This window comes from Rhizorhabdus sp. P4_G5, from assembly GCF_056401065.1.
In genome coordinates, this window is sequence record NZ_JBFUKB010000001.1 from 36,936 (window position 1) to 56,920 (window position 19,985).

Below are 19,985 nucleotides of genomic sequence, written 5' to 3' on the forward strand. Positions count from 1 at the left end.
CATCGGGCCGTGCAAGCCTTGGCAGTGCGCAGCGGCGTCTTTATGGGCGTGCCGATGACGCTCCCCCGCTTCCGGTTTTCGATCGCCGCCACCGACGGCAAGGCCCGTGCAGGCACCATAGCCATGCAGCGCGGCGAGATCCGAACCCCGGCTTTCATGCCGGTGGGAACCGCTGCGACCGTCAAGGCAATGAAACCGGCCGATGTTCGCGCGACCGGCGCCGACATCATCCTGGGCAATACCTATCACCTGATGCTGCGCCCGGGCGCCGAGCGGGTCGCGCGGCTGGGCGGGCTGCATCGATTCATGCGATGGGATCGCCCCATCCTGACCGACAGCGGCGGCTATCAGGTGATGAGCCTGTCCGCCCTGACCAAGCGCAGCGAAGAAGGCGTCGCCTTCAAGAGCCATCTCGACGGATCGGCCCATATGCTGAGCCCGGAGCGCTCGATCGAGATACAGCGCCTGCTCGGTTCCGATATCGTCATGGCGTTCGACGAACTGGTGCCGACCACGGCCACCCTGCAGCAGCAGGGCGAGGCGATGGAGCGCTCGATGCGCTGGGCCAGGCGTTCGCGCGCGGCCTTCGATGCGAGCGGCGACCATGCCGGGCGTGCGGCCCTGTTCGGTATCCAGCAAGGGGCGCTGGACGAAAGGCTGCGCAAGGCATCGGCCGACGCGCTGCTGGACATCGGTTTCGACGGCTATGCGGTCGGCGGGCTTGCGGTTGGCGAGGGCCAGGAGGCGATGTTCGCTACGCTCGATTTCGCGCCGGGCCAGCTCGATCCCGCCAAACCGCGCTACCTGATGGGCGTGGGCAAGCCCGACGACATCGTCGGTGCTGTAGAGCGTGGCATCGACATGTTCGATTGTGTTCTGCCGACCCGATCGGGTCGCAACGGCCAGGCCTTTACCCGCGCCGGGCCGATCAACCTGCGCAACGCGAGGTTCGGCGAGGACCAGCGCCCGCTCGACGAGGCCTGCGCCTGCCCGGTTTGCACGCAGTTCAGCCGCGCCTATATCCACCACCTGATCCGCGCCGGCGAGATCCTCGGCGCGATGCTGATGACCGAGCATAATCTGAGCTTCTATCAGGCGCTGATGAGCGACCTGCGCACGGCGATCGCGGAAAGCCGGCTGACCGCCTTCGCGGACCATTTCCGGACGGCCTATCGCGGTACCAACATGGTGAACGAAACGCCAAGCATGGTTTAACCGAATCCCAACGGGATACGGATATAACTATCTGCAGGGACGGGAGAAGTTCCGACACTGTGTAAAAGTTGTTTTGCGTAACCTGGGCGTTCCGGGGATGATCTCGATCGTCCCCGGACCAGTCGCTGCAGCTTGCTTCGCAGTGAGGGAAGGGCGTCTCCGAAGAGACGCCCTTGTCCATGCATTCAGCCTGAGGTGAATGGTGGGCGTGGCAAGGATTGAACTTGCGACCCCTGCGATGTCAACACAGTGCTCTACCACTGAGCTACACGCCCAACGCGGCGGTCACTAGCCGAGGCCAGGCGGCCACGCAACCCCAGCCAAGAGCTTTTTGCTAGCGGCCGGGATACAGGCCGCGATCATGCTCAGCGTTGACGGCCTGGCCCGTCTCCAAGCCCGATGATTGCCTTCGCCGAATAGAGAATGGACAGTTGCTGATGCGCAGCCGAGGCGGACGGATGTCTGGCCTGGATGGCTGCGATGGCCTCCTCCCTGGCGCGGGTCAGCAGATAGGCGGTTTCGGTGTCGAGCATATGCCGTCCTTCGTGGTCGCAAGACCGCGTGGAGGGATGGACCTTGCCACGTGATGACCAATATGGAGCAGCGCGGCGGTCCGTGCCGCTAATGGGCGGCGCAGAGAAGCTTGGTGGTCGGAGCGTCAGGCGAGGCTAACGGCGATCAGATTCCGGTCGCGGATCCGATCTGGAACATCCGGTCGACCTCGAGCACGAGGTCGCGGAGATGGAAGGGCTTGGAGAGGACCTTGGCATCGGGCGGGGTTGCGCCTGATTTCAGCGTCACAGCGGCAAAGCCGGTGATGAACATGACGCGCATCCCTGGTGCGATGACATTGGCGCGCTGGGCCAGCTCTATCCCGTCCATCTCCGGCATGACGATGTCGGTGAGCAGCAGGTCGAAGCTCTCGCTTTCGAGCAATGGCAGCGCGGCGGTGCCACGGTCGACGCTCGTCACCGAATAGCCGGTGCGTTCGAGGGCGCGCGCGAGATATTCGCGCATCGAATCGTCGTCCTCAGCCAGAAGTATTCGGATCATAGCCCTGATCGCATCCCGCAGCCGGCACCATGCCGGTGAAGTCCCGCCTTTATGCGTCAATCGCTTAACAAATTCCAGCCAGAGTACGAAATATCGACTCAAGCCGCCGCCAGCCTGCCACGGCCGTTGCGTGGCGCGGATTGGGTCCCTAGCACTAACTGGATGCACGAAGAACCCGCCTTCTCGATCGTTGGACCTGCAGTGCCGCGCTCTCCAGTGCTGCTGGCGGTGCCGCACGCGGGCCGCAACTATCCGGGCTGGCTGCTGGATCAGGCCCGGGTTCCGCTCGAACGGCTTCGCGCTCTCGAAGATCGCCATGCAGAATGCCTCGTCGATCAGGCGGTGACGGAAGGAGCGACCGCGGTCATCGCGCGGATCGCGCGCGCTGCGATCGATCTCAATCGCGATCCGCGCGAGATCGATCCCGCGATGATCGACGGCAGCATCGCAGGCGGTCCGCTACTGCTTAGCGGCAAGGTGCGCGCCGGCCTCGGTCTTTTCCCGCGCCGGCTGCCCGCTTACGGCGAATTGTGGCGCCGGCCAATGTCAGTGGAAGAGGCCGCTCAACGGATCGCCTACGCGCACGAACCATATCATCGGGTGATCGCCGAGCGGCTGAAGGCGACGCGCGATATCTTCGGCGTGGCGGTGCTGATCGATTGCCATTCGATGCCGCCGCTGCCAGTGCGGCAGGCAGGCGGACCCGTCAGGCTGGTGATCGGTGATCGCTTCGGTGCCGGGGCGACGGCGGCCGTGGTCGACGTGGCGCTCGCGGTCATCGAAGGGGCCGGGCTGCGCGCGGCGCGCAATCATCCCTATGCCGGTGGGTACACGATCGATCGGCATGGCCGCCCACGCCAAAATATCCATGCGATCCAGATCGAATATGATCGATCGCTATATCTCGACGCTACGCTGAACGCGCCCACCGCCAATCTGGAAGGGTGCGGGGAGTTGCTGGCGACGATCGCCGCGGAGATCGGTGCGTTGTTCAGCGATGGGCTGCCGATCGCCGCGGAATGACGACCCCTATCGGGGTTCATTAGCCCTGTTGCAGTTCATTGCGGCGGTCTGCGGCGGAGCAGGGCCTAAATGAAAAGAACCACCTCGTGCATATGCACGAGGTGGCCAAGGTTCAGGGAGGAACGCATCCCGAGGGATGCGCAGTACGGGGCCGCGAAAGGGGGACACGACCACCGCACAAAAGCAAGATAGGCCGCTTCCCTTACGGTTTCAAGGACAGTTCGTCGCTATCGGGAAAATTCCTTATAAGCACGACGTTTACCGCGACCTCGGCCGTTTTAGACAGTCGTCTCGAGGGTCGGCTGCGGCATCTTGCCCTGCTGCATTTGCATCGAGAACACATCGCGGATGAGGGCAAGCGAGAACAGGTGGGCGTGGATCAGCGGGAGCAGGCCGCTCTGGAGCATCTTGCGCAGGACGTCGCCGCGCAATTCCTTGAGCTTTTCCTCGGAGACGATCTGGAAACCGCGATAGACGAAAGGCTGCTGGTTTTCGATCTCGATCGTGACCTCGCCGTCGATCAACAGCTTGTTCTGGATCAGTTCCTCCATGAACATGCCGGTGCGCATGCCCGCCTGCTCGAACTGTTCGCAGAAGGCGAGCGTGTTCTTGGTTGCCTCGGCCGGCTCATTGCCCTCGAACAGCGGCAGGCCTTCCTCGAACTCCCCAATCACGCCCGAGCTGCTGTCGAAGCACAGGGACAGGTCGTCGCTGCCTTCGCGCAGGCGTGCCAGCATGAACGGGTAACGGCGGACATAGGCAGGAATATAGAGGTCGCGAGTCGGGACGCCCTGCTCGTCCGTGAAGACGTTCACGCCCTCGTTGAGGCCGAACAGCGCAAGCGGGACGGGTTGTGGCCCCGCCGAGAAGACAATCGGATAGTGGCGCTGCGCGAGGATGAACTCCTCCACGGTCAGCGGAACAGCATGTGCCTGCGCAAAAAACGGCGCGCCCTCGATCGACTTGGCTTTCCAGGTCGCGTGGGTCTGGCTCGAAAGCGGCTGCAGATCATTGTAGAAAAGGGGCAGGGCGTTGGCCGGGGCGCTCGCCATGAGGGCATCTCCTGAAAATATTTTAGGGCCGCGAGGCCGTAGAATGCCGCCTATTGGGCCTTATCGCCGGAAGCAAGCGGAACAAGCTTTCCGGGGTTCATGATCCCGAGCGGATCGAGCGCCTGCTTGATCGCGCGTAGCGCCCCGAGGCGAACCGGGTCGGTCAGCCGCGCGAATTCGGCGAGCTTTGCCTGGCCGATGCCGTGCTCCGCCGATAGCGATCCGCCGGCTGCGGCGACGAGGTCATGGATCATGGCACTTGCAGCCGCGCCATGCTGGGCGATCCATGCGGGCCGATTCGCAGTCTCGGGGGGCAGCAGGTTGAAATGGATGTTGCCGTCGCCCAGGTGGCCGAAGGCAATGATCCGTGACCCCGGGAAGCGTGCCTCGACCTGCTGGCGCTCGCGCTCGAGGAAGTCGGGCATATCCGACACCGGCACCGATATGTCATGCTTGACCGACGGGCCGTCGATCTTCTCGGCCTCGGAGATCGACTCGCGCAGCGCCCAGAGCGCATCGGCCTGCGTCTCGCTGGCGGCGATCGTTGCGTCTAGCACCAGGCCCGCATCGATTGCCGCTGCAAGCACGCCCTCGAGCGCTTCGACTGGGTCGAACCCAGCCTGCGCGCCGACAGCTTCGACCAATATATTCCACGGACAGGGCTCGGCGAGCGGCGCCCGCGTGCCGGGGATCTTTTCGAGCACCAGCGCGAGCGCATTGGCGGGCACCAGCTCGAAGCTTTCGACGGCCTCCCCGGTGCGCTCCTCGAGCTGTCGCAGCAGCGTGAGGGCGGCGTGCGGGTTGGCGATGCCGGCCCAGGCGACAGCGCGGGACGCCGGGGCCGGCACCAGCCGCAGGGCTGCGGCCGTGATGACGCCCAGCGTTCCCTCGGCGCCGGTCAGCAACTGGCGCAGGTCGTAGCCGCGGTTATCCTTTCGCAGGGTGGCGAGGCCGTCGAACAGCGACCCGTCCGGCAGAATTGCCTCGATTCCCAACACGAGTGCGCGCATCGGGCCGAATCGCAGCACCTGGGTGCCGCCGGCGTTGGTGGAAACCAGTCCGCCCACCGTCGCCGAACCCTTGGCGGCTAGCGATAGCGGAAATCGACGCCTGATCGTGCCGGCAGCATCATGGAGATCGGACAGGATCACGCCCGCCTCGGCGACGGCGGTGTTGTCGTCTGAGGATAGCGACCGGATCCGGTTCATGCGCCGCAGCGATAACAGCAGCGCCGATCCGTCGGCCGACGGCGTCGCGCCCGCAACCGTGCCGGTGTTTCCGCCCTGGGGCACCAGTGCCACCCGTGCTTCGGCGGCCAGGCGGACGATGCCCGCCACCTGCTCGGTGGTGGCTGGGGCAAGCAGGGCGGGGCTGTCGCCATGATAGCGCTCGCGCCAGTCGGTAAGCCAGGGAGCGATCAGGTCGCGGTCGGTGACGAAGCCTTGCGGCCCGAGCAGAGCAGCGAGCTTGTCGAGCAGCGCCCGATCCGGGAAGTTGAGGCCGGCCATGACGGGAACATAGTGCAGGCCCCACGCGATTTGCCAGTTAATCCGCTGTTCAAGCGATTGCGCAGAAGGACGATGAGGTTAGGGTGACCTCGAAAGCGGGGCCTGCACAAGGGTGGAACATTCGATCGTGAAGCTGGGCCGTCTGCCGCGACTAATGTCCGTCGGTATTCCATTGGCGTTGCTGCTGCTCGTCGGCTCGGGAGCCAGTGCCAGGGAAGATGCGCACCCGATTCAACTCGCGCAGCTTACCATCGAGCAGTCGCTTATCGTGCGGGTGCCGCGCCGGGTACCGCCCAAGCCGCTCAAGTGGAAATCGAAGAAGGGCCCCAAATGCGTTCCGATGGCCGCGATCGCAGGCGCGGCGGTCGTCGCCGATGACGCGATCGACCTGGCGTTGCGCGGCGGCCAGCGGTTGCGCGCGCATTTTTCGTCCAGCTGCCCGGCGCTCGATTATTATTCCGGCTTCTATATCCTGCCCACCGAAGACGGCAATATCTGCGCCGATCGCGATGTGATCAGGACGCGCGCCGGCGGGCAATGCGAGATACTGCGTTTCCGAAAGCTCGTTCCGGACAAATGAGGCCCTGATACCGGCCATATACCTTGACAAATTGTGGCTTCGCGCCCAAGCGCGGCGGTTCGAGCGGGGCTTCGCGCCGCCTATTTCCGGATATATTATGTCGTTTGCCGACCTCGGCCTTTCCGATGAACTCCTCCGCGCCGTGTCGGAGTCCGGCTACACCGAGCCGACCCCCATTCAGTCGCAGGCGATCCCACCTGTCCTGATGATGAAGGACCTCATCGGCATCGCCCAGACGGGAACGGGCAAGACCGCCAGTTTCGTGCTGCCGATGATAGACATCCTGGCGCATGGCCGCAGCCGCGCCCGCATGCCGCGCTCGCTGATTCTCGAACCGACCCGCGAGCTCGCGGCGCAGGTTGCTGAGAACTTTGAAAAATACGGTAAATATCATAAGCTTAGCATGGCTTTGTTGATAGGTGGCGTAAACATGGGCGAGCAGGTTGCGGCGCTCGAAAAAGGTGTCGATGTTCTGATCGCGACACCGGGTCGGCTGATGGACCTGTTCCAGCGCGGCAAGATCCTGCTGACCGGTTGCAGCATGCTGGTCATCGACGAGGCCGACCGCATGCTCGACATGGGCTTCATTCCCGATATCGAGGAAATCTGCACGAAGCTGCCGGCCCAGCGGCAGACGCTGCTCTTTTCGGCGACGATGCCGGCGCCGATCAAGAAATTGGCCGACAAGTTCCTGTCGAACCCGAAGCAGATCGAAGTATCCCGTCCCGCCAGCGCCAATCTGTCGATCGACCAGGCGCTGGTCGAGACGTCCAGCCGCGCCAAGCGCGATGTCCTGCGCGATCTGCTCAAGGTCGAGGACGTCACGAGCGCGCTGGTCTTCTCCAACCGCAAGACGACGGTGCGCGACCTGGCACAGAGCCTCGCACGCTATGGTTTCCGGGCGGGGCAGATCCATGGCGACATGGAACAGCCCGAGCGCCTGCGCGAGCTCGATCGCTTCAAGGCCGGCGAGATCAACATCCTCGTCGCCTCCGACGTCGCGGCCCGCGGGCTCGACATCAAGGGCGTCAGCCATGTCTTCAACTTCGACGTGCCCTGGCATCCCGACGACTATGTCCATCGGATCGGCCGGACTGGCCGCGGCGGGGCGACCGGCAAGGCGATCACCCTCGTCACGCCCGAAGATGCCGAAGCGGTCGAGGCGATCGAGAAGCTGACCGGCCACAGGATCGCCCGGAGCGGCGGCGCGAAGCCGGCCGCTCCCGCCGAAAACGCCGAGAGCGGCACCGAAGCCGCCACCGAAGCACGGCCGGCCCGCGGCCGCGGGCGGCGCGAGCGCGCTCCGGCACCGGCAGGAGCCACGGCAGCTGCGGCTGCACCACGCGAAGCTCGCGAACCGCGCCGCGAACGGCCTTCGCAGGAAGCACCGCGCGCGCCGCATCCTGCGCGCGCTACCGGGGCCGGGGATCGCCGCCCGCGCCGCGAGGATCGCGACGACGGCCCCGACGAAGGTTGGAACGGTCCGGTGCCGAGCTTCCTCGAGGTAAGGCTGGGCTAGAGTGATTTCGAGGCAGGTGGAATCATCTGCCGGCTCGGAAATCACGGAAAACGAACAAAATCTAGGCTCGATCCGGTTCAATCTGAACGGGATCGAGTCTAGATCCGATCTCGTCCCGACCGAACCTGATCGATTCCCGCTCCCATTGATTTACCGCTACTTTCGACTCTTCGGGTGATCTCATCCGGCTGGAAACGGCCATAGCTGAACTATTCTCTCCGCTGGAGGGGCGGTTTCATTCTCCATGGCCTCGCGCAGTCTCCCAAAGCTCGCGGAACTTGCGCCGCCAACGCCCGCGGTTGCGCTCACGGCGAGCGCGCCGGCGCATCCGCACTTCCTCGAACAGCTGACGGGTGCCACGACGCAGAAAGCCGCGGAAGAGGCCGCGGCTCGACAAGGGTTCCCAGCGTTCGTCGACGGATTCGGGGTCGAGCAGTTCGCTGGTGCCGATCGACAATGTCGTATTGCTCCATTCGCCGGGCTCGAACGGCACGAGCGTCTTGCCCTCGCCACGCAGGCACTCGACGGTACCGATGAGCGATCCTGTCCGTTCGAACGCCGAGCGGACGATCTCCGGAGTGGTGCCGAGATGCTCGGCCATCAATCTTTCGCGCAGGCCGCGGATTGCCGGGTCTGGCGTGTCGCCGGAAAGGCCCCCCAGCGCGATATCGCATTCGCTATCGAGCCCCATAGAGCGATTATTCATGTTGGATGAGCCGACCCGGAGGATGACGTCATCGACGATCATCAGCTTCGAGTGGACATAGATCGGCTTTCCGGCGGCTGTTACCGGCGTGTAGATCTGGAATCGGTCATGGGTGTCGAGTTCCGCCAGCGTAAAGAAGAGCGCCGCCCGCGCGCTGCCCATCACCGCCTCCTGCAGCCAGCCATCGGCGCTGATCGGATTGACGATCACGATTTCCGGGCCGTCCTTCTCCACCAGCCGATGCGCCAGGGCCTCGGCAATCCGGCGCGACGCGAAATACTGGTTGTCCGCATAGATGAAGCGGCGCGCGGCAGCGATCATGTCGATATAGAGCTGCTCGATCTCGCGAACCTCGTCGACCCCTTCGGCCTTGGGGACGGTGCGGGCGATCGCGACATCCTGGTCGCGGAGGAGCGGTTCGACCTGCTCGGGCCATAGGTGGCCGTGGCGGTTGGGGGATGGCAGTTGGCGGCCCGTCGCCCGCCGCCAGCGCTCCCGCGCCAGTTCTCCAAGCGACGCGGCGGCGTCGCCTTCTATCATCGAGGCCGTGTCATGCCACGGCATATAAGGTTTGCCGCCGGGCAGCCGCCGCCGCGGATCGTCGTCGCGATGCTCCGCTGTGTCCCAGCGATCGGATGTCATGTCGATGCCGCCGCACAGCGCAATGCTGTCGTCGATCACCAGGATCTTCTGGTGATGGGTGGCGCCGATCGGATGGCTGCTGTCGAAGCGGATCGAGACATGCCGGGACATCCGCCACCGGGCGAGGGTGAACACGGAGAGCCCGCGCGCCAGGAGCTTGATGAACCCCATGTTCCAGATCAGCAGGTTGATGCGCAGATCCGGCCGTTCGCGGGACAGCCAGGGGATGAACTGGGCGAGGCAATTGGGCGCCTCGCCATCACCGTCTTCGGGATCCAGCAGGATCCGCGGATCGACATCCCAGCCGACGAGGATGATCTGTTCGCGCGCCCGCAGCATCGCATCGCGCGCTATCCGGAAATAATCGGCGGCATCGACGATCACGGCGATCCTGGTCGCGCGGTCTATCCGCCAGCAATTGGATCCGGTCTGGAAGACCCCGTTGGACAGGTCCCGCGCGCGATCGATCTCACATCCCATTTTGGCCCCGTAACAGTCCGTTCGGGACGCTAACGCTCCGTCGGTCGTTTCGTTGCTGCTGGCGCCCGATGATGGTTTCGGCGATGCTTGCGGGGAAGATAATCATTGGCTGACGGTCTCCCTATATCGCTGCGCCACAGGCGGCGACAACAAACCGCCACGGCCACGCGCCGGAGGGGCCGCAGTCGCCACGGGGGCCAGCGGAGTTCGTATTGGCGCGTTGGCTGGAACAGGTGTGCCGACCGCGCGTTGGGCGGCAATTCATAAGAATTCTTCGGGTGCTGAATTGAAATTGGGGGTTATGAAAAAACACGAGCGATGGGCGGACTCTCTCACGGAAGACGGCCGCTACCGCCTCCTTGTCGATTCGATTACAGACTACGCGATCTACATGCTCGACATCACGGGCGAGGTCATCAACTGGAACGCCGGGGCGCAGCGCCTGAAGGGTTATACGGCGGACGAGATCGTCGGCCGGAACTTCGCATGTTTCTATCGCAGCGAGGACCAGAAGGAGGGACTGCCCGCCAGGGCATTGGCAATCGCCGCAGCCGAAGGAAAGTTCGAGACCGAGGGGTGGCGCGTCCGCAAGGACCGTTCGACTTTCTGGGCGCACGTCGTCATCGACCCGGTGATGAATGACATCGGAGAGGTGATCGGCTTCGCCAAGATCACACGCGATCTGAGCGAGCGAGCGGAAGCCCAGAAGATACTCCGGCGCAGCGAGGAACAGTTCAGGCTGCTGGTCCAGAGCGTTACCGACTATGCCATCTTCATGCTCGACGCGCAGGGCTATGTATCCAGCTGGAACGCGGGCGCGGAGCGGATCAAGGGCTATACGCCGGGCGAGATCATGGGTGAGCATTTCTCCCGCTTCTATTCGGCGGATGATCGAGCCTCGGGCGAGCCGCAACGCGCGCTGGCCGCGGCGGAACATGAGGGGCGCTTTTCCAAGGAAGGCTGGCGCTATCGCAAGGATGGTTCGCGTTTCTGGGCTAGCGTCGTCATCGACCCGATCCGGAACGACGATGGCGACCTGATCGGCTTCGCGAAGATAACCCGCGACCTGACCGAGCGCGAGGAAGCCCAGCGTGAACTGGAGAACGCGCGCGAAGCGCTGTTTCACGCCCAGAAGATGGAGGCGATCGGGCAACTCACCGGCGGTGTCGCCCATGATTTCAACAATCTGCTGATGGCGACGCTCAGCAGCCTCGAACTTCTTCGTAAGCGGGTGGCCAACGATCCGCAGGCGCTACGGCTGCTCGACAATGCAGTGCAGGGCGCCCGGCGTGGCGCGAGTCTGACCCAGCGGATGCTCGCCTTCGCACGTCGACAGGACTTGAAGCCGGTGCGGGTCGAGATCCCGGTGCTCGTCCGCGGCATGACGGACCTCATAAACCGGTCACTCGGACCGTCGATCAACGTCGAAACCCGCTTTCCGCTGAGTCTGGACGCGGTGACTGTCGATATCAACCAGCTCGAGATGGCACTGCTGAACCTGGTGGTGAATGCCCGCGATGCGATGCCCCACGGCGGTGACATCACTATCGCGGCAGAGGAGAGGGTGGTCGGTCATGGCGGCAAGGACGGGCTCGATGCCGGGCGATATGTAAGCCTGGGCGTCACCGACAACGGCGAGGGCATGGACGGCGAAACGCTCGCGAAGGCGATGGAGCCATTCTTTACCACCAAGGGAGTCGGCAAGGGCACCGGGCTCGGCCTGTCGATGGTGCACGGGCTGGCCGAACAGTCCGGCGGCCGTTTCTTCCTCGAGAGCGAACCCGGAAAGGGCACCACGGCTGCCTTGTGGCTGCCGATCGCCCAATCCGGCACCCTGCCTTCGGAACCGATAGCCGACGCGATCCCACCTTCCGGCACGCGGCCGTTGACGGTGCTGGCGGTTGACGATGACGGGCTGGTGCTGATGAACACCGTCGCCCTGCTCGAGGATATGGGCCATCGGGTGTTCGAGGCGAGTTCGGGCGATGAGGCGCTGGCGATCTTCGAGCGCGAGCCGGATATCGACCTGGTGATCACCGACCAGGCGATGCCGAACATGACCGGCGTGCAATTCGCGGAGCGGGCAATGTCGCAACGGCCTGGAGTTCCGTTCATCCTTGCCACAGGCTATGGCGAGCTGCCGCCGGACGCGGACCCGGCGATGCGCAAGCTCGGCAAGCCCTTCTCCCAAGTCGATCTGGAACGGGCGGTCTCGGAAGCGTTCAGCGCTTCAGCCGCGGCCTGATCTTCGGTCCGCGTTCGTCGAAGTCACTTGGCGATGGCATAGATCCGTTTGCGCGGGCGCCGCCAGACGAGGCTCGTCGCGGCCGAGAAGTTGAACACCGCGCCCATGATCGCACCGACCAGGCCGGCCACCGACCAGTTGCCGACCTGGCGGATGGCGATTTCGGCGACACCGACATTGGCGAGCGCCCCGAAGCTGCAGACCAGGCAGAACAATATCAGGCCGGCGAGGAATGAAAGGCCGGTGAGCCGCCGATCGCGATAGGTGAACTCGTTGTTCATGATGAAGTTCGACACCATCGCGACGCCAATCGCGGTGATCTGGGCGGCGAGGAATTCGAAGCCCATCAGCTTCACGCTGTTGAGCACGAACAGGTGGACCGCGAGACCTATGCCGCCGACGATGCTGAACAGCGCGAAGCGCGGCGGGATCATTCCGTGGGTAAGCTTTTCGATGATCAGGAACAGAAACTCGGCCAGCACCATGACGCTGATCTTGCTTTCACCCGCCTGGCGGGTGCGGAAGACATAGGGGACTTCCTCGATCTTGAGCGGGGCGTGGGAAGAGCTGATGATGTCGAGCAGGATCTTATAGCCTTGTTGCGACAGATCGTAGATCACGCTGGCAAACACCTCGCGGCGCACCATGAAGAAGCCGCTCATCGGATCGCTGGTCTGGTTCCCCACCAGCATGCAGGCCATCCTCGTCGCGAAGTCGCTCATCCTTGCGCGCTTGGCGTCCCAGTCGCCGATTCCGCCGCCATCGGCATATCGGGTGGCTACGACGATGTCGGCGTTGGTGGCGACAAGCTTCTCGAACATCGCGCGCAGGATGCGCTCGTCATGCTGGAAATCGGCGTCCATGACCGCAATGGCACCGCCATTGGCCACCAGCGCGCCCTCGATCACGGCCGAGGCGAGGCCGCGCCTGCCGACCCGCCGCAGGCAGCGCAGGCGTGGTTCGTCGCGGGCAAGCTTGGATACTTCGCTGAATGTCTGGTCCGGGCTGTCGTCGTCGACAACGATCATCTCCCAGGGGGTGTCGCCCAGTGCTTCGCGGATGCTATCCAGCAGCGGGGCGATGTTGCTGCGCTCGTTATAAGTCGGGATGATGATCGATATATCAGGCGCGGCCAGTCGTTCTTTCGGCGCCTGTTGCCCCTCGATCAAGCTCATTGCCGCCCCCTGACTCTACTTGCCCGGTCGACCGGCTAGCAGAGAATCACCGCGGCTGTCGAACGATGGCGTAGAGGATGCTGCGGTCATCGGCCCACACCGGACGCAGCCATGGCAGGGTCGGGCGGTTCGCCCGGTCGACGCCGAGCAGCCAGAGATGATCGAAGGTCGCGCGCGGGATCGATGCTACCCGATCGGCGAGCAGGGGTTCGGGCCGATCGCAGCCGGGCAGGCGGACCTGTTCGCCGCTGTGATAGGCGAAGGCGCGGGGAATCGAGGGGCCGACGGCAACCAGCTGTGCGCCTGGCATATCGAACTGGTCGTTCACGAAAGCGTCGCGCCGCACGATCGCCATGCTGGGCAGGTGGACGATGCGCGGTACGCTCCAGCCGCGCGGGCAGGGCGGAGCGACGAGGGCGACGACCCGCGCGCCCCTGGGGATATATGGCAACGCCTGCAGGTAGCGTTGATGATCCTGTGCGTAGCGGAAGAAGCTGTAGGTCGTGGCGCCGGTCCGCGCGGCGACGAAGGCGAAGGCAAGCAATGCGACGAGAGAGGCGGCGCGGCGACCCCAGGCCGGTCGAGGCACCAGCGCGATGATGCCGATCGCCAGCATCAACGGGGCGATCCGCATGTCGCCATAGATCAGCCCATGGAAGGCATAGGGAATGAAGACGTAGAAACCGGCCATGACCAGGAAGACGATCAGCAGCCTGCGATTCATTCGGGTCACGCCGATCAGCCCGAGCAGGACCAGCGCGGCACAGCCCAGCGCGGATAGCCCATCCCATTGCACCCAGCGGTCGCGCAGGGCGCTCTCGATCCAGCCCCACTTGTTCAGTATGTCGAGATAGGCCGATGTCTCGCCCTGATTGTCGCCGCTCCGCCATGCCACGATGAAGATCAGCGGCAGCGCCAGCAACATGCATTCGAGAAACACGGCGCGCACCATCGCCAGCGTGAACCGCCAGCTGGTCACGTGTCGGTGGAGCGCATTCCCCACGACCAGCAGGCCGAAGACCACCCAGCCGAAGATATGGGCGAAATAGATGGCAACGCTGCCGAGCAGGATCAGCAGCCGCCATGTCATCGGCCGTTCGAGCCGCTGGTACCGCAGCACCAGTCCAAAGCCGACGAGCGCCAGCGCGGCCCCCAGCGAGAAGTTGATGAAGCCATAGTGGAAGGAATAGCCGTAGATCAGCGGTAGGGCGAATGGCGTCGAAGCCGGTACCTCGCCGTGCGCCTCGCTGGCGATCAGCAGGAGCCCGGCGGCGGAGATCATCGGTATCAGGATGACAACCAGCTTGGCGGCATGTTCCACGCCCAGCAGGGGCTGCAGCAACAGCACGGCCACGTCGACGCCGAGATTGCCTACCGGCATCCAGTGGATCGAGAAGATCCCGGCGAGGGTCGGCGCGCCGGCCATGCCTGCCTGGATGCGGAAGCGGCCGAGGTGGGTGGGCATGTCGTCCAGCGGCGGTACTGCCGGCCACAGTAGCGGCGCCGCCATCAGCAGCAGCAGCAGCGCGATATAGACCCTGCTCGACCACCAGTGCACAGGCTTGTCCATCGTCAACCTCTGACGGCTTGCAGCAGTCGTTCGGCTGCCTGCGCCCAGCCATGCGCGCGGGCGTGGGCGAGCCCGCCCGCCGCGAGCATGTCGCGATAGGCCGTGTCGGCAAGCAGGCGGCGGAGCGCGGCCGCGATCACCTCCGGATCCTGTCCATCGACCGACAGCCCGGTCTCGCCGTCGATAATGGCATCGGTGGCCCCGCCGGCGCGTCCTCCGATCACCGCCTTGCCGCAGGCATTGGCCTCCAGGAAGATCAGTCCGAACCCTTCGGTGTCGCCATCGGCAAGGGTTCGGTTCGGCATCGCGAAGAAGCTGCACGACCGATAGAGTCCACCGAGTTCGGCGTCGCTGACACCGCCCATGAACGCGATCCTGTCACCCATGCCAGTCCGCTCGGCTTGCACCTTCAAGGCGGATTCCTCCGGCCCCGTTCCCGCAATCTTCAGTTTGACCCCCGGGAACTCCCCTGCCACCAGCGCGAAGGCGTCGATCAGCCGGTCGAAGCCCTTGCGTTGGATCAGGCGGCCGACGCCCAGGATGAATGGCTCGGCGGCCGTGCCGGGCGTGAAGCGATCGAGATCGACGCCGGACGTGACGAGCCTGATCCGCTCCGGCGCGACGCCGAAGTCCGAAACCAGGCGATCCCGCGTAAAGCTGGAAACCGCGAGAACCACGTCGCTCGACCGGAGTGCCGGGCCGCGCAGTCGTGCGAGCCGGTTATAGCTGGTCTGCACCACCTCCTCGCCATGGGTGTACATCACCACCCGCCAGGGCGTGAGGATGCCAAGCAGGATGGCGAGCCAGCCGAGCCCCTGGAGCTCGCCGATCACCACGGTCTTTGCGCCGGTCCGGACCGCCTCGCACAGTACGGCGACAAATACGAAGGCCATCACCGGCAGATCGATCAGGATAAGATCCAGCAGGCCGATCCGCCGCCGCAGATGCTCGATCCGCGGCGGACGCAACCAGGCGATCCGGCGGATGGGATAGGGCTTCGACGCATCGCTTTCCGCCCAACCCGGAATCGGCTTTGCCATGTCCGGGTCCCGCCAGGCGCTCAGCACATGGATATGCGGCACCGCATGCCGCGCCATCCGGTCATACACCGTCGGCGTTCCCCCGATCAGGGGCGGGATCATGTTCGTGACCAGCAGGATGGGCGGACCGACGCTCAATGCCGCACGACCTTCCACAGCGCCTTGATCACAGCGCGCTGGAAAACGAACACGGCACCGAGCCATGCCACTGCCAGCAGAGCCGCTGCCTCCACCACTGCGGGAATCGGGTTGGCGGGGATGCCGCCGCCGCGCCCGATATCGATCGCGATGCCGGCCGCACCGACCACCGAGCAGATCGCGATGACGGGCATCAGGCTCGCCACTATTTCGCGCAGGGAAAACAGCTTGAGGCGCGTGCCCAGCCTGATCGCCGCAGCGGCATAGACGAGAGAGACCCCGATCGTGCCGATCGCCACCAGTTCGATATGCGTCCAGCTGAGCAGAGCAAGCATGAGGACCCTGGCGGCCTGTTCGGCAAGACCGAGGAAGAACAGCGCCCTGGTTTGCCCCAGGCCGTTGAGCGACGCGTTCAGCACGACGAACTGGCCGGTGATCGCAGCCGCCAGGCACAGCCACGGCGCCGGAGCGATCGAGGCCTGCCACTGCCAGCCGTAGAGGCCGATCAGGATCGGCGCGGACTGCGTGGCGATTCCGACCAGGACCGGCGAGAAGATGCAGCCGAACAGCCGCATGCGCAGCAGCAGCGTGGAACGCGCATCGATGCCGCTGCGCAGCTCATGTGCGACCAGCGGCGAGAGAATGCTCAGTACCGGCGGCGCCGCATAGTTCCACAGCATCCGCGGGAGCATCTCGGCGCGGTCGAGCAGGGCCGCGGGCGCGATCCCCAGCGCTCTCCCGACGAACAGCTCGTTGAGGCGCGGACCGAACTGGCCGAGTAGAGTGCCGCCGAGCACCCAGCCGGCGAAGGCCGAGATCCTGCGCCACTGCGTGAGCGAGGGGCGGAACATGAATAAGGGAGGGCGACTCAGGATCGAGATGGTCAGGCCGACGACGCCGGTAACCAGCGCGGCATAAGCCATGGACAGGCTGCCCCAACCGTTCAGCGCAAGCGCCACCGCCGTGGCTGCGCCGGTGGCGCTGCCCGCCAGCGTCGCAGCCATGATCGCCTTGAAGCGGAGCGCCCGCGTGAGCAGGCCATGCGCGAGTACCTGGTACGGCGCGAGAAGATAGGTGATGCAGACGATGCGCAGGATGTCGGCGATCATGGGCTCGCGGTAGAAGGCGGCGATCAGCGGGGCGGCTGCAAAGATAAGCCCCGCAAAAGCGACGCTGGCGACCATGGCGAGGCCGAGAGCGGTGCGAACCTGGCACTCGTCCAGATCGGGTGCGGCGATCAGGAACATGTTGACCCCGGCGGTGCGCAGGGTCTGCGCAACGACAACCGCCGCGAGCGCAATCGAATAAGCCCCGATCTCATGGGGCGAGAGCAGGCGGGCGACGATGAGGCTGGCGGTAAAATCGATCGCGAACTGGACGATCGTCTGCACGCCGACGATCCGCGCCATGGCGCTGCCGCTCATGCTCAACCGATGACGCCCCTTTTCATTGCCCCAGGAGGCGACGCTACAACGTCGCCCCGCATTGGGGAAGGCGGGTTGCGCGGGGGCGGAGCAGCAATTGCCGTACAAGTCGATCCGGTCTCCCAGCCCAAAGGTTCGGCAAACCGCTGCCGAAACAAGTTGCTGATCTTTCTAGATATCTAGGATTTTCTATCGATTTTCCCGATTCAGTACTCCCCGGCAGGCATGAATTCGTAAAAAATTCCTTATCGAGTTGAGGCTGCCGTGCTAGATATCGGCTCGAAGGTGGCGGTTTTTGGGGAAGAACTCGCACCGGGGGAAGCGTCCAGCTCAGGCATCAATTTATCCTGGCGCTTCTCAACTAGTTGTAGTTGCATCAATTTGTTGGGGGATATCATGAATAATTTCAGCAAGATTCTTGCGGCGGTCCTGATGGTCGGCGCTTCTGCTCCTGTGCTCGCGCAGTCTACGGACACCGAGACCACCACCGGATCAGTAACGATCATCCGCGGCATCAGCCTGACCAAGGTGACCGACCTTTCGTTCGGAACGGTCATCCGACCGTCGACTGGCAGCGGCACAGTAACGATGGGCGTTGGGAGTGACACACCCGTCGTGACCGGCACCGGAGCCTCGCTGCTGGCTTCGTCGAGCCATGCGCGCGCATCCTACACCGCTGCGGGTGAAGGAAATCAGGCTTACACGATCACCGTTCCACCGACCTTCGACATGGGCGGCATCACCGTGACGCTGACCTCTTCGCTGAGCTCGACGGGCAGCTTCTCGGGATCGCTGGGCAGCGCGGGAAGCCTCGTGGGTGGTCCGCTCTATGTCGGCGGTAGCTTCGCGATCACCAGTGGGATGGCGACGGGCCTCTACACGGGTACTTTCGATACGACGATCCAATACAACTAAGTCCCTTAAGGCTTTGGGGGTATAAGCGTCCGACGGCTGTCATGCCGTCGGCGTTGTGGGGAGTCATATGGGCCGATTGTGCCTCTGGTCATTGCGGTATGCGCTGCTGGCTTCGCTGTCGGCAGACGCTGCCCCGCTTTGGGCCGTTTCCTCCGTCTTGACGAGCGCGAGCGCGTCTATCCTTGCGCCGGGTTCGGCGGTTGCTCAGCAGCAGACTGTTATCGGTGCGGTGACGCTGCCGCTGACGACCAATATCGGCATCACCGCCGGCGGTATGAGCCTGCCCTTGCCGCAAGGTCTTGCCGGTATCGGCCGGGTCAGGATCGGTACGGAATCCGGGCTGCGCGACATTGCCCGCGTGGTCAGTCGGGCGGGATTGCAGCAGGCGAGTTTCACCATTATCGGTGACAAGGATCAGGTTATCTCGATTGCCGTGCCTTCCGCGATTTCGTTGTCGCGGCTGAGCGGCGAAGGGGAAGTTGCGTTCAACCCCGCCATGAACCTGGCGGGGTTGGCCAGAGAGAGCCGGTTGACGGCTTCGGCCGATGGTATGGGTGAGCTTGCCTTTGATGTCGGCGGTCGGGTGCAACCGTCGCCTTCCGCCACCGCAGGTGATTATGCGGGCATATTGAAAGTTACCATTCAATATAACTGATTATGGCCGCCGCCGCACAGCTCGGGACGATGTAGAGATATGGGTTTGACCGGCATGAAAGCTGCGCCTCGCGCGCTCTGCCAATTGCGAAACGCCGTACTGGTCGCCGGTGGCGCCATGCTCTTCGCGGTTTCCGCGGGAGTGTCGGCGCAGGGCGTCCCCGGTGGCAGCGCGGTTGCCACGTCTCCTGGAGCGAGCGTCAATCTGACGCCGAAGCGCGTTACCTTCGACCGGCCGGGTAAATCGGCAACGGTCTCCATCGCCAGCACCGGCGGCACAGGCGGCTTCGACGTCGAGATGATCGACCGCGTGATGCTTCCAGACGGCCAGATCGTGCCGCTGTCGCAGGCAAAGGGTCCGGAGGCGGCTCGGCTCAAATCTGCCAAGCCCTATCTGGTCCTGACGCCGCGCCGCATCCGTATGACGCCCGGCGTCGGCCAGGCGATCCGCATCCGCGCGGCAGCGACCACCACGCTGGCGCCGGGTGAATATCGCACCCACCTTACGGTGACCGGCATTCCGCCCGCCGATACCGGGCTGACCGCTGAACAGGCGGCCGCCCAGAGCGAGGGCAGGCTCGCCTTCCGGATCAATTCCGTCCTGGCGATCTCGATCCCAGTCATCCTGCGGGTCGGACCAATCGATGTCCGCGCCGCTATCGAGCATCCGGCGATCGATTTCGAGGATATTTCGACTGATGGCCGTGCCAAGCCGGTGCGGACGGCGGTCTTGAAGTTCGACCTGGTCAGGCAGGGGGCCAACTCGCTGTTCGGCGACATTGAGGTCAGGGGAAGCAAGAAGCAGGGGGACGTGCCGATCGGCGCAGTGCGCGGGATCGGCGTTTATCCGGAGATCGAGCGGCGACAGGTCAGGATCGTCCTCACGCGGATTCCCGCGTCGGGCGAGCAGATCGATGTGCAATTCCGCGACGATGATACCGCACCGGGTGCGATCCTCAGCAAGGCTTCTCTCGCCGCACCGTGAGCCGGCCGCCGCATGCGGCGGTCCTGTATCTGTTAGTTGCTTCGGTATCATTCCCTGCAAA

At 64.3% G+C, this 19,985-nt stretch carries 17 protein-coding genes and 1 tRNA gene; 8 read left to right on the top strand and 10 right to left on the bottom strand.

Annotation, left to right across the window (positions count from 1 at the left end; translation table 11 throughout):
• Window positions 1–54: 54 nt before the first annotated feature.
• Window positions 55–1,215 (top strand): tRNA guanosine(34) transglycosylase Tgt, encoded by a 1,161-nt coding sequence (gene tgt / locus AC1DQK_RS00200; RefSeq protein WP_477866171.1) that lies wholly within the window; start codon window positions 55–57, stop codon window positions 1,213–1,215.
• Between the two features lie 200 nt (window positions 1,216–1,415).
• Here tgt and AC1DQK_RS00205 read toward each other — a convergent pair.
• The 3 genes from AC1DQK_RS00205 to cpdR all read right to left on the bottom strand — a co-directional run bounded on the left by AC1DQK_RS00205 (window position 1,416) and on the right by cpdR (window position 2,268).
• Window positions 1,416–1,490: transfer RNA gene (locus AC1DQK_RS00205), tRNA-Val, on the bottom strand.
• 90 nt (window positions 1,491–1,580) lie between these two features.
• Window positions 1,581–1,748 (bottom strand): hypothetical protein, encoded by a 168-nt coding sequence (locus AC1DQK_RS00210; protein ID WP_477866173.1) that lies wholly within the window; start codon window positions 1,746–1,748, stop codon window positions 1,581–1,583.
• Window positions 1,749–1,893: 145 nt separating this feature from the next.
• Window positions 1,894–2,268 carry a cell cycle two-component system response regulator CpdR gene (gene cpdR, locus AC1DQK_RS00215; protein WP_477866175.1) on the bottom strand — a complete coding sequence of 125 codons (375 nt, stop codon included), beginning with the start codon at window positions 2,266–2,268 and terminating at the stop codon, window positions 1,894–1,896.
• A gap of 162 nt (window positions 2,269–2,430) precedes the next feature.
• Here cpdR and AC1DQK_RS00220 point away from each other — a divergent pair, with 162 nt between their 5' ends.
• Window positions 2,431–3,291: an N-formylglutamate amidohydrolase gene (locus AC1DQK_RS00220; RefSeq protein ID WP_477866177.1), complete on the top strand. Its 861-nt coding sequence runs from the start codon at window positions 2,431–2,433 to the stop codon at window positions 3,289–3,291.
• Between the two features lie 278 nt (window positions 3,292–3,569).
• Here AC1DQK_RS00220 and AC1DQK_RS00225 read toward each other — a convergent pair whose 3' ends face one another.
• Together AC1DQK_RS00225 and AC1DQK_RS00230 are read right to left on the bottom strand one after the other, a co-directional pair.
• Complete coding sequence (locus AC1DQK_RS00225) at window positions 3,570–4,343, bottom strand: SapC family protein (protein ID WP_477866179.1); 774 nt, start codon at window positions 4,341–4,343, stop codon at window positions 3,570–3,572.
• A 50-nt stretch (window positions 4,344–4,393) separates the two neighbouring features.
• The gene (locus AC1DQK_RS00230; RefSeq protein WP_477866181.1) at window positions 4,394–5,851 is read right to left on the bottom strand and encodes an FAD-binding oxidoreductase; all 1,458 of its coding nucleotides are present in this window, start codon (window positions 5,849–5,851) and stop codon (window positions 4,394–4,396) included.
• Between the two features lie 127 nt (window positions 5,852–5,978).
• Here AC1DQK_RS00230 and AC1DQK_RS00235 point away from each other — a divergent pair, with 127 nt between their 5' ends.
• Window positions 5,979–6,431 carry a hypothetical protein gene (locus AC1DQK_RS00235; protein ID WP_477866183.1) on the top strand — a complete coding sequence of 151 codons (453 nt, stop codon included), beginning with the start codon at window positions 5,979–5,981 and terminating at the stop codon, window positions 6,429–6,431.
• A 97-nt stretch (window positions 6,432–6,528) separates the two neighbouring features.
• Window positions 6,529–7,950: a DEAD/DEAH box helicase gene (locus AC1DQK_RS00240; RefSeq protein ID WP_477866185.1), complete on the top strand. Its 1,422-nt coding sequence runs from the start codon at window positions 6,529–6,531 to the stop codon at window positions 7,948–7,950.
• Window positions 7,951–8,185: 235 nt separating this feature from the next.
• Here the strand turns inward: AC1DQK_RS00240 and AC1DQK_RS00245 are convergent, their stop codons facing one another.
• Window positions 8,186–9,778: a phospholipase D-like domain-containing protein gene (locus tag AC1DQK_RS00245; protein WP_477866187.1), complete on the bottom strand. Its 1,593-nt coding sequence runs from the start codon at window positions 9,776–9,778 to the stop codon at window positions 8,186–8,188.
• 301 nt (window positions 9,779–10,079) lie between these two features.
• Between AC1DQK_RS00245 and AC1DQK_RS00250 the strand changes: the two genes are divergently transcribed.
• Window positions 10,080–12,023 (top strand): hybrid sensor histidine kinase/response regulator, encoded by a 1,944-nt coding sequence (locus AC1DQK_RS00250; RefSeq protein ID WP_477866189.1) that lies wholly within the window; start codon window positions 10,080–10,082, stop codon window positions 12,021–12,023.
• 23 nt (window positions 12,024–12,046) lie between these two features.
• Here the strand turns inward: AC1DQK_RS00250 and AC1DQK_RS00255 are convergent, their stop codons facing one another.
• The 4 genes from AC1DQK_RS00255 to AC1DQK_RS00270 are packed head-to-tail and all read right to left on the bottom strand — an operon-like array spanning window position 12,047 to window position 17,370.
• Window positions 12,047–13,198, bottom strand: coding sequence for a glycosyltransferase (locus tag AC1DQK_RS00255; protein ID WP_477866191.1), 1,152 nt, complete (start codon window positions 13,196–13,198; stop codon window positions 12,047–12,049).
• A gap of 46 nt (window positions 13,199–13,244) precedes the next feature.
• Entirely contained in the window at window positions 13,245–14,768 is a 1,524-nt protein-coding gene (locus AC1DQK_RS00260; RefSeq protein ID WP_477866193.1) for a hypothetical protein, read from the bottom strand.
• 2 nt (window positions 14,769–14,770) lie between these two features.
• Complete coding sequence (locus AC1DQK_RS00265) at window positions 14,771–15,910, bottom strand: glycosyltransferase family 4 protein (RefSeq protein WP_477866195.1); 1,140 nt, start codon at window positions 15,908–15,910, stop codon at window positions 14,771–14,773.
• Between the two features lie 32 nt (window positions 15,911–15,942).
• Window positions 15,943–17,370, bottom strand: coding sequence for an oligosaccharide flippase family protein (locus tag AC1DQK_RS00270; RefSeq protein ID WP_477866197.1), 1,428 nt, complete (start codon window positions 17,368–17,370; stop codon window positions 15,943–15,945).
• 396 nt (window positions 17,371–17,766) lie between these two features.
• On the opposite strand from AC1DQK_RS00270, the gene AC1DQK_RS00275 reads away from it, so the two are divergent.
• The 3 genes from AC1DQK_RS00275 (at window position 17,767) to AC1DQK_RS00285 (ending at window position 19,924) form a co-directional block, all read left to right on the top strand.
• On the top strand, window positions 17,767–18,285 hold the full coding sequence (locus AC1DQK_RS00275) for a DUF4402 domain-containing protein (RefSeq protein WP_477866199.1): 519 nt from the start codon (window positions 17,767–17,769) through the stop codon (window positions 18,283–18,285).
• Between the two features lie 157 nt (window positions 18,286–18,442).
• Window positions 18,443–18,940 carry a DUF4402 domain-containing protein gene (locus tag AC1DQK_RS00280; RefSeq protein ID WP_477866201.1) on the top strand — a complete coding sequence of 166 codons (498 nt, stop codon included), beginning with the start codon at window positions 18,443–18,445 and terminating at the stop codon, window positions 18,938–18,940.
• 39 nt (window positions 18,941–18,979) lie between these two features.
• A complete protein-coding gene (locus AC1DQK_RS00285; protein ID WP_477866203.1) occupies window positions 18,980–19,924 on the top strand; it encodes a fimbrial biogenesis chaperone in 945 nt (314 codons plus the stop codon).
• Window positions 19,925–19,985 lie beyond the last annotated feature (61 nt).

Bases quoted from the DNA above. Each gene is read 5' to 3' on its own strand.
- tgt (WP_477866171.1), top strand. From the start codon at position 55: ATGACGCTCCCCCGCTTCCGGTTTTCGATCGCCGCCACCGACGGCAAG.
- AC1DQK_RS00220 (WP_477866177.1), top strand. From the start codon at position 2,431: ATGCACGAAGAACCCGCCTTCTCGATCGTTGGACCTGCAGTGCCGCGC.
- AC1DQK_RS00265 (WP_477866195.1), bottom strand. From the start codon at position 15,910: ATGATCCCGCCCCTGATCGGGGGAACGCCGACGGTGTATGACCGGATG.
- cpdR (WP_477866175.1), bottom strand. From the start codon at position 2,268: ATGATCCGAATACTTCTGGCTGAGGACGACGATTCGATGCGCGAATAT.
- AC1DQK_RS00255 (WP_477866191.1), bottom strand. From the start codon at position 13,198: ATGAGCTTGATCGAGGGGCAACAGGCGCCGAAAGAACGACTGGCCGCG.
- AC1DQK_RS00285 (WP_477866203.1), top strand. From the start codon at position 18,980: ATGGGTTTGACCGGCATGAAAGCTGCGCCTCGCGCGCTCTGCCAATTG.
- AC1DQK_RS00270 (WP_477866197.1), bottom strand. From the start codon at position 17,370: ATGAGCGGCAGCGCCATGGCGCGGATCGTCGGCGTGCAGACGATCGTC.
- AC1DQK_RS00245 (WP_477866187.1), bottom strand. From the start codon at position 9,778: ATGGGATGTGAGATCGATCGCGCGCGGGACCTGTCCAACGGGGTCTTC.
- AC1DQK_RS00230 (WP_477866181.1), bottom strand. From the start codon at position 5,851: ATGGCCGGCCTCAACTTCCCGGATCGGGCGCTGCTCGACAAGCTCGCT.
- AC1DQK_RS00275 (WP_477866199.1), top strand. From the start codon at position 17,767: ATGAATAATTTCAGCAAGATTCTTGCGGCGGTCCTGATGGTCGGCGCT.
- AC1DQK_RS00210 (WP_477866173.1), bottom strand. From the start codon at position 1,748: ATGCTCGACACCGAAACCGCCTATCTGCTGACCCGCGCCAGGGAGGAG.
- AC1DQK_RS00260 (WP_477866193.1), bottom strand. From the start codon at position 14,768: ATGGACAAGCCTGTGCACTGGTGGTCGAGCAGGGTCTATATCGCGCTG.
- AC1DQK_RS00225 (WP_477866179.1), bottom strand. From the start codon at position 4,343: ATGGCGAGCGCCCCGGCCAACGCCCTGCCCCTTTTCTACAATGATCTG.
- AC1DQK_RS00250 (WP_477866189.1), top strand. From the start codon at position 10,080: ATGAAAAAACACGAGCGATGGGCGGACTCTCTCACGGAAGACGGCCGC.
- AC1DQK_RS00240 (WP_477866185.1), top strand. From the start codon at position 6,529: ATGTCGTTTGCCGACCTCGGCCTTTCCGATGAACTCCTCCGCGCCGTG.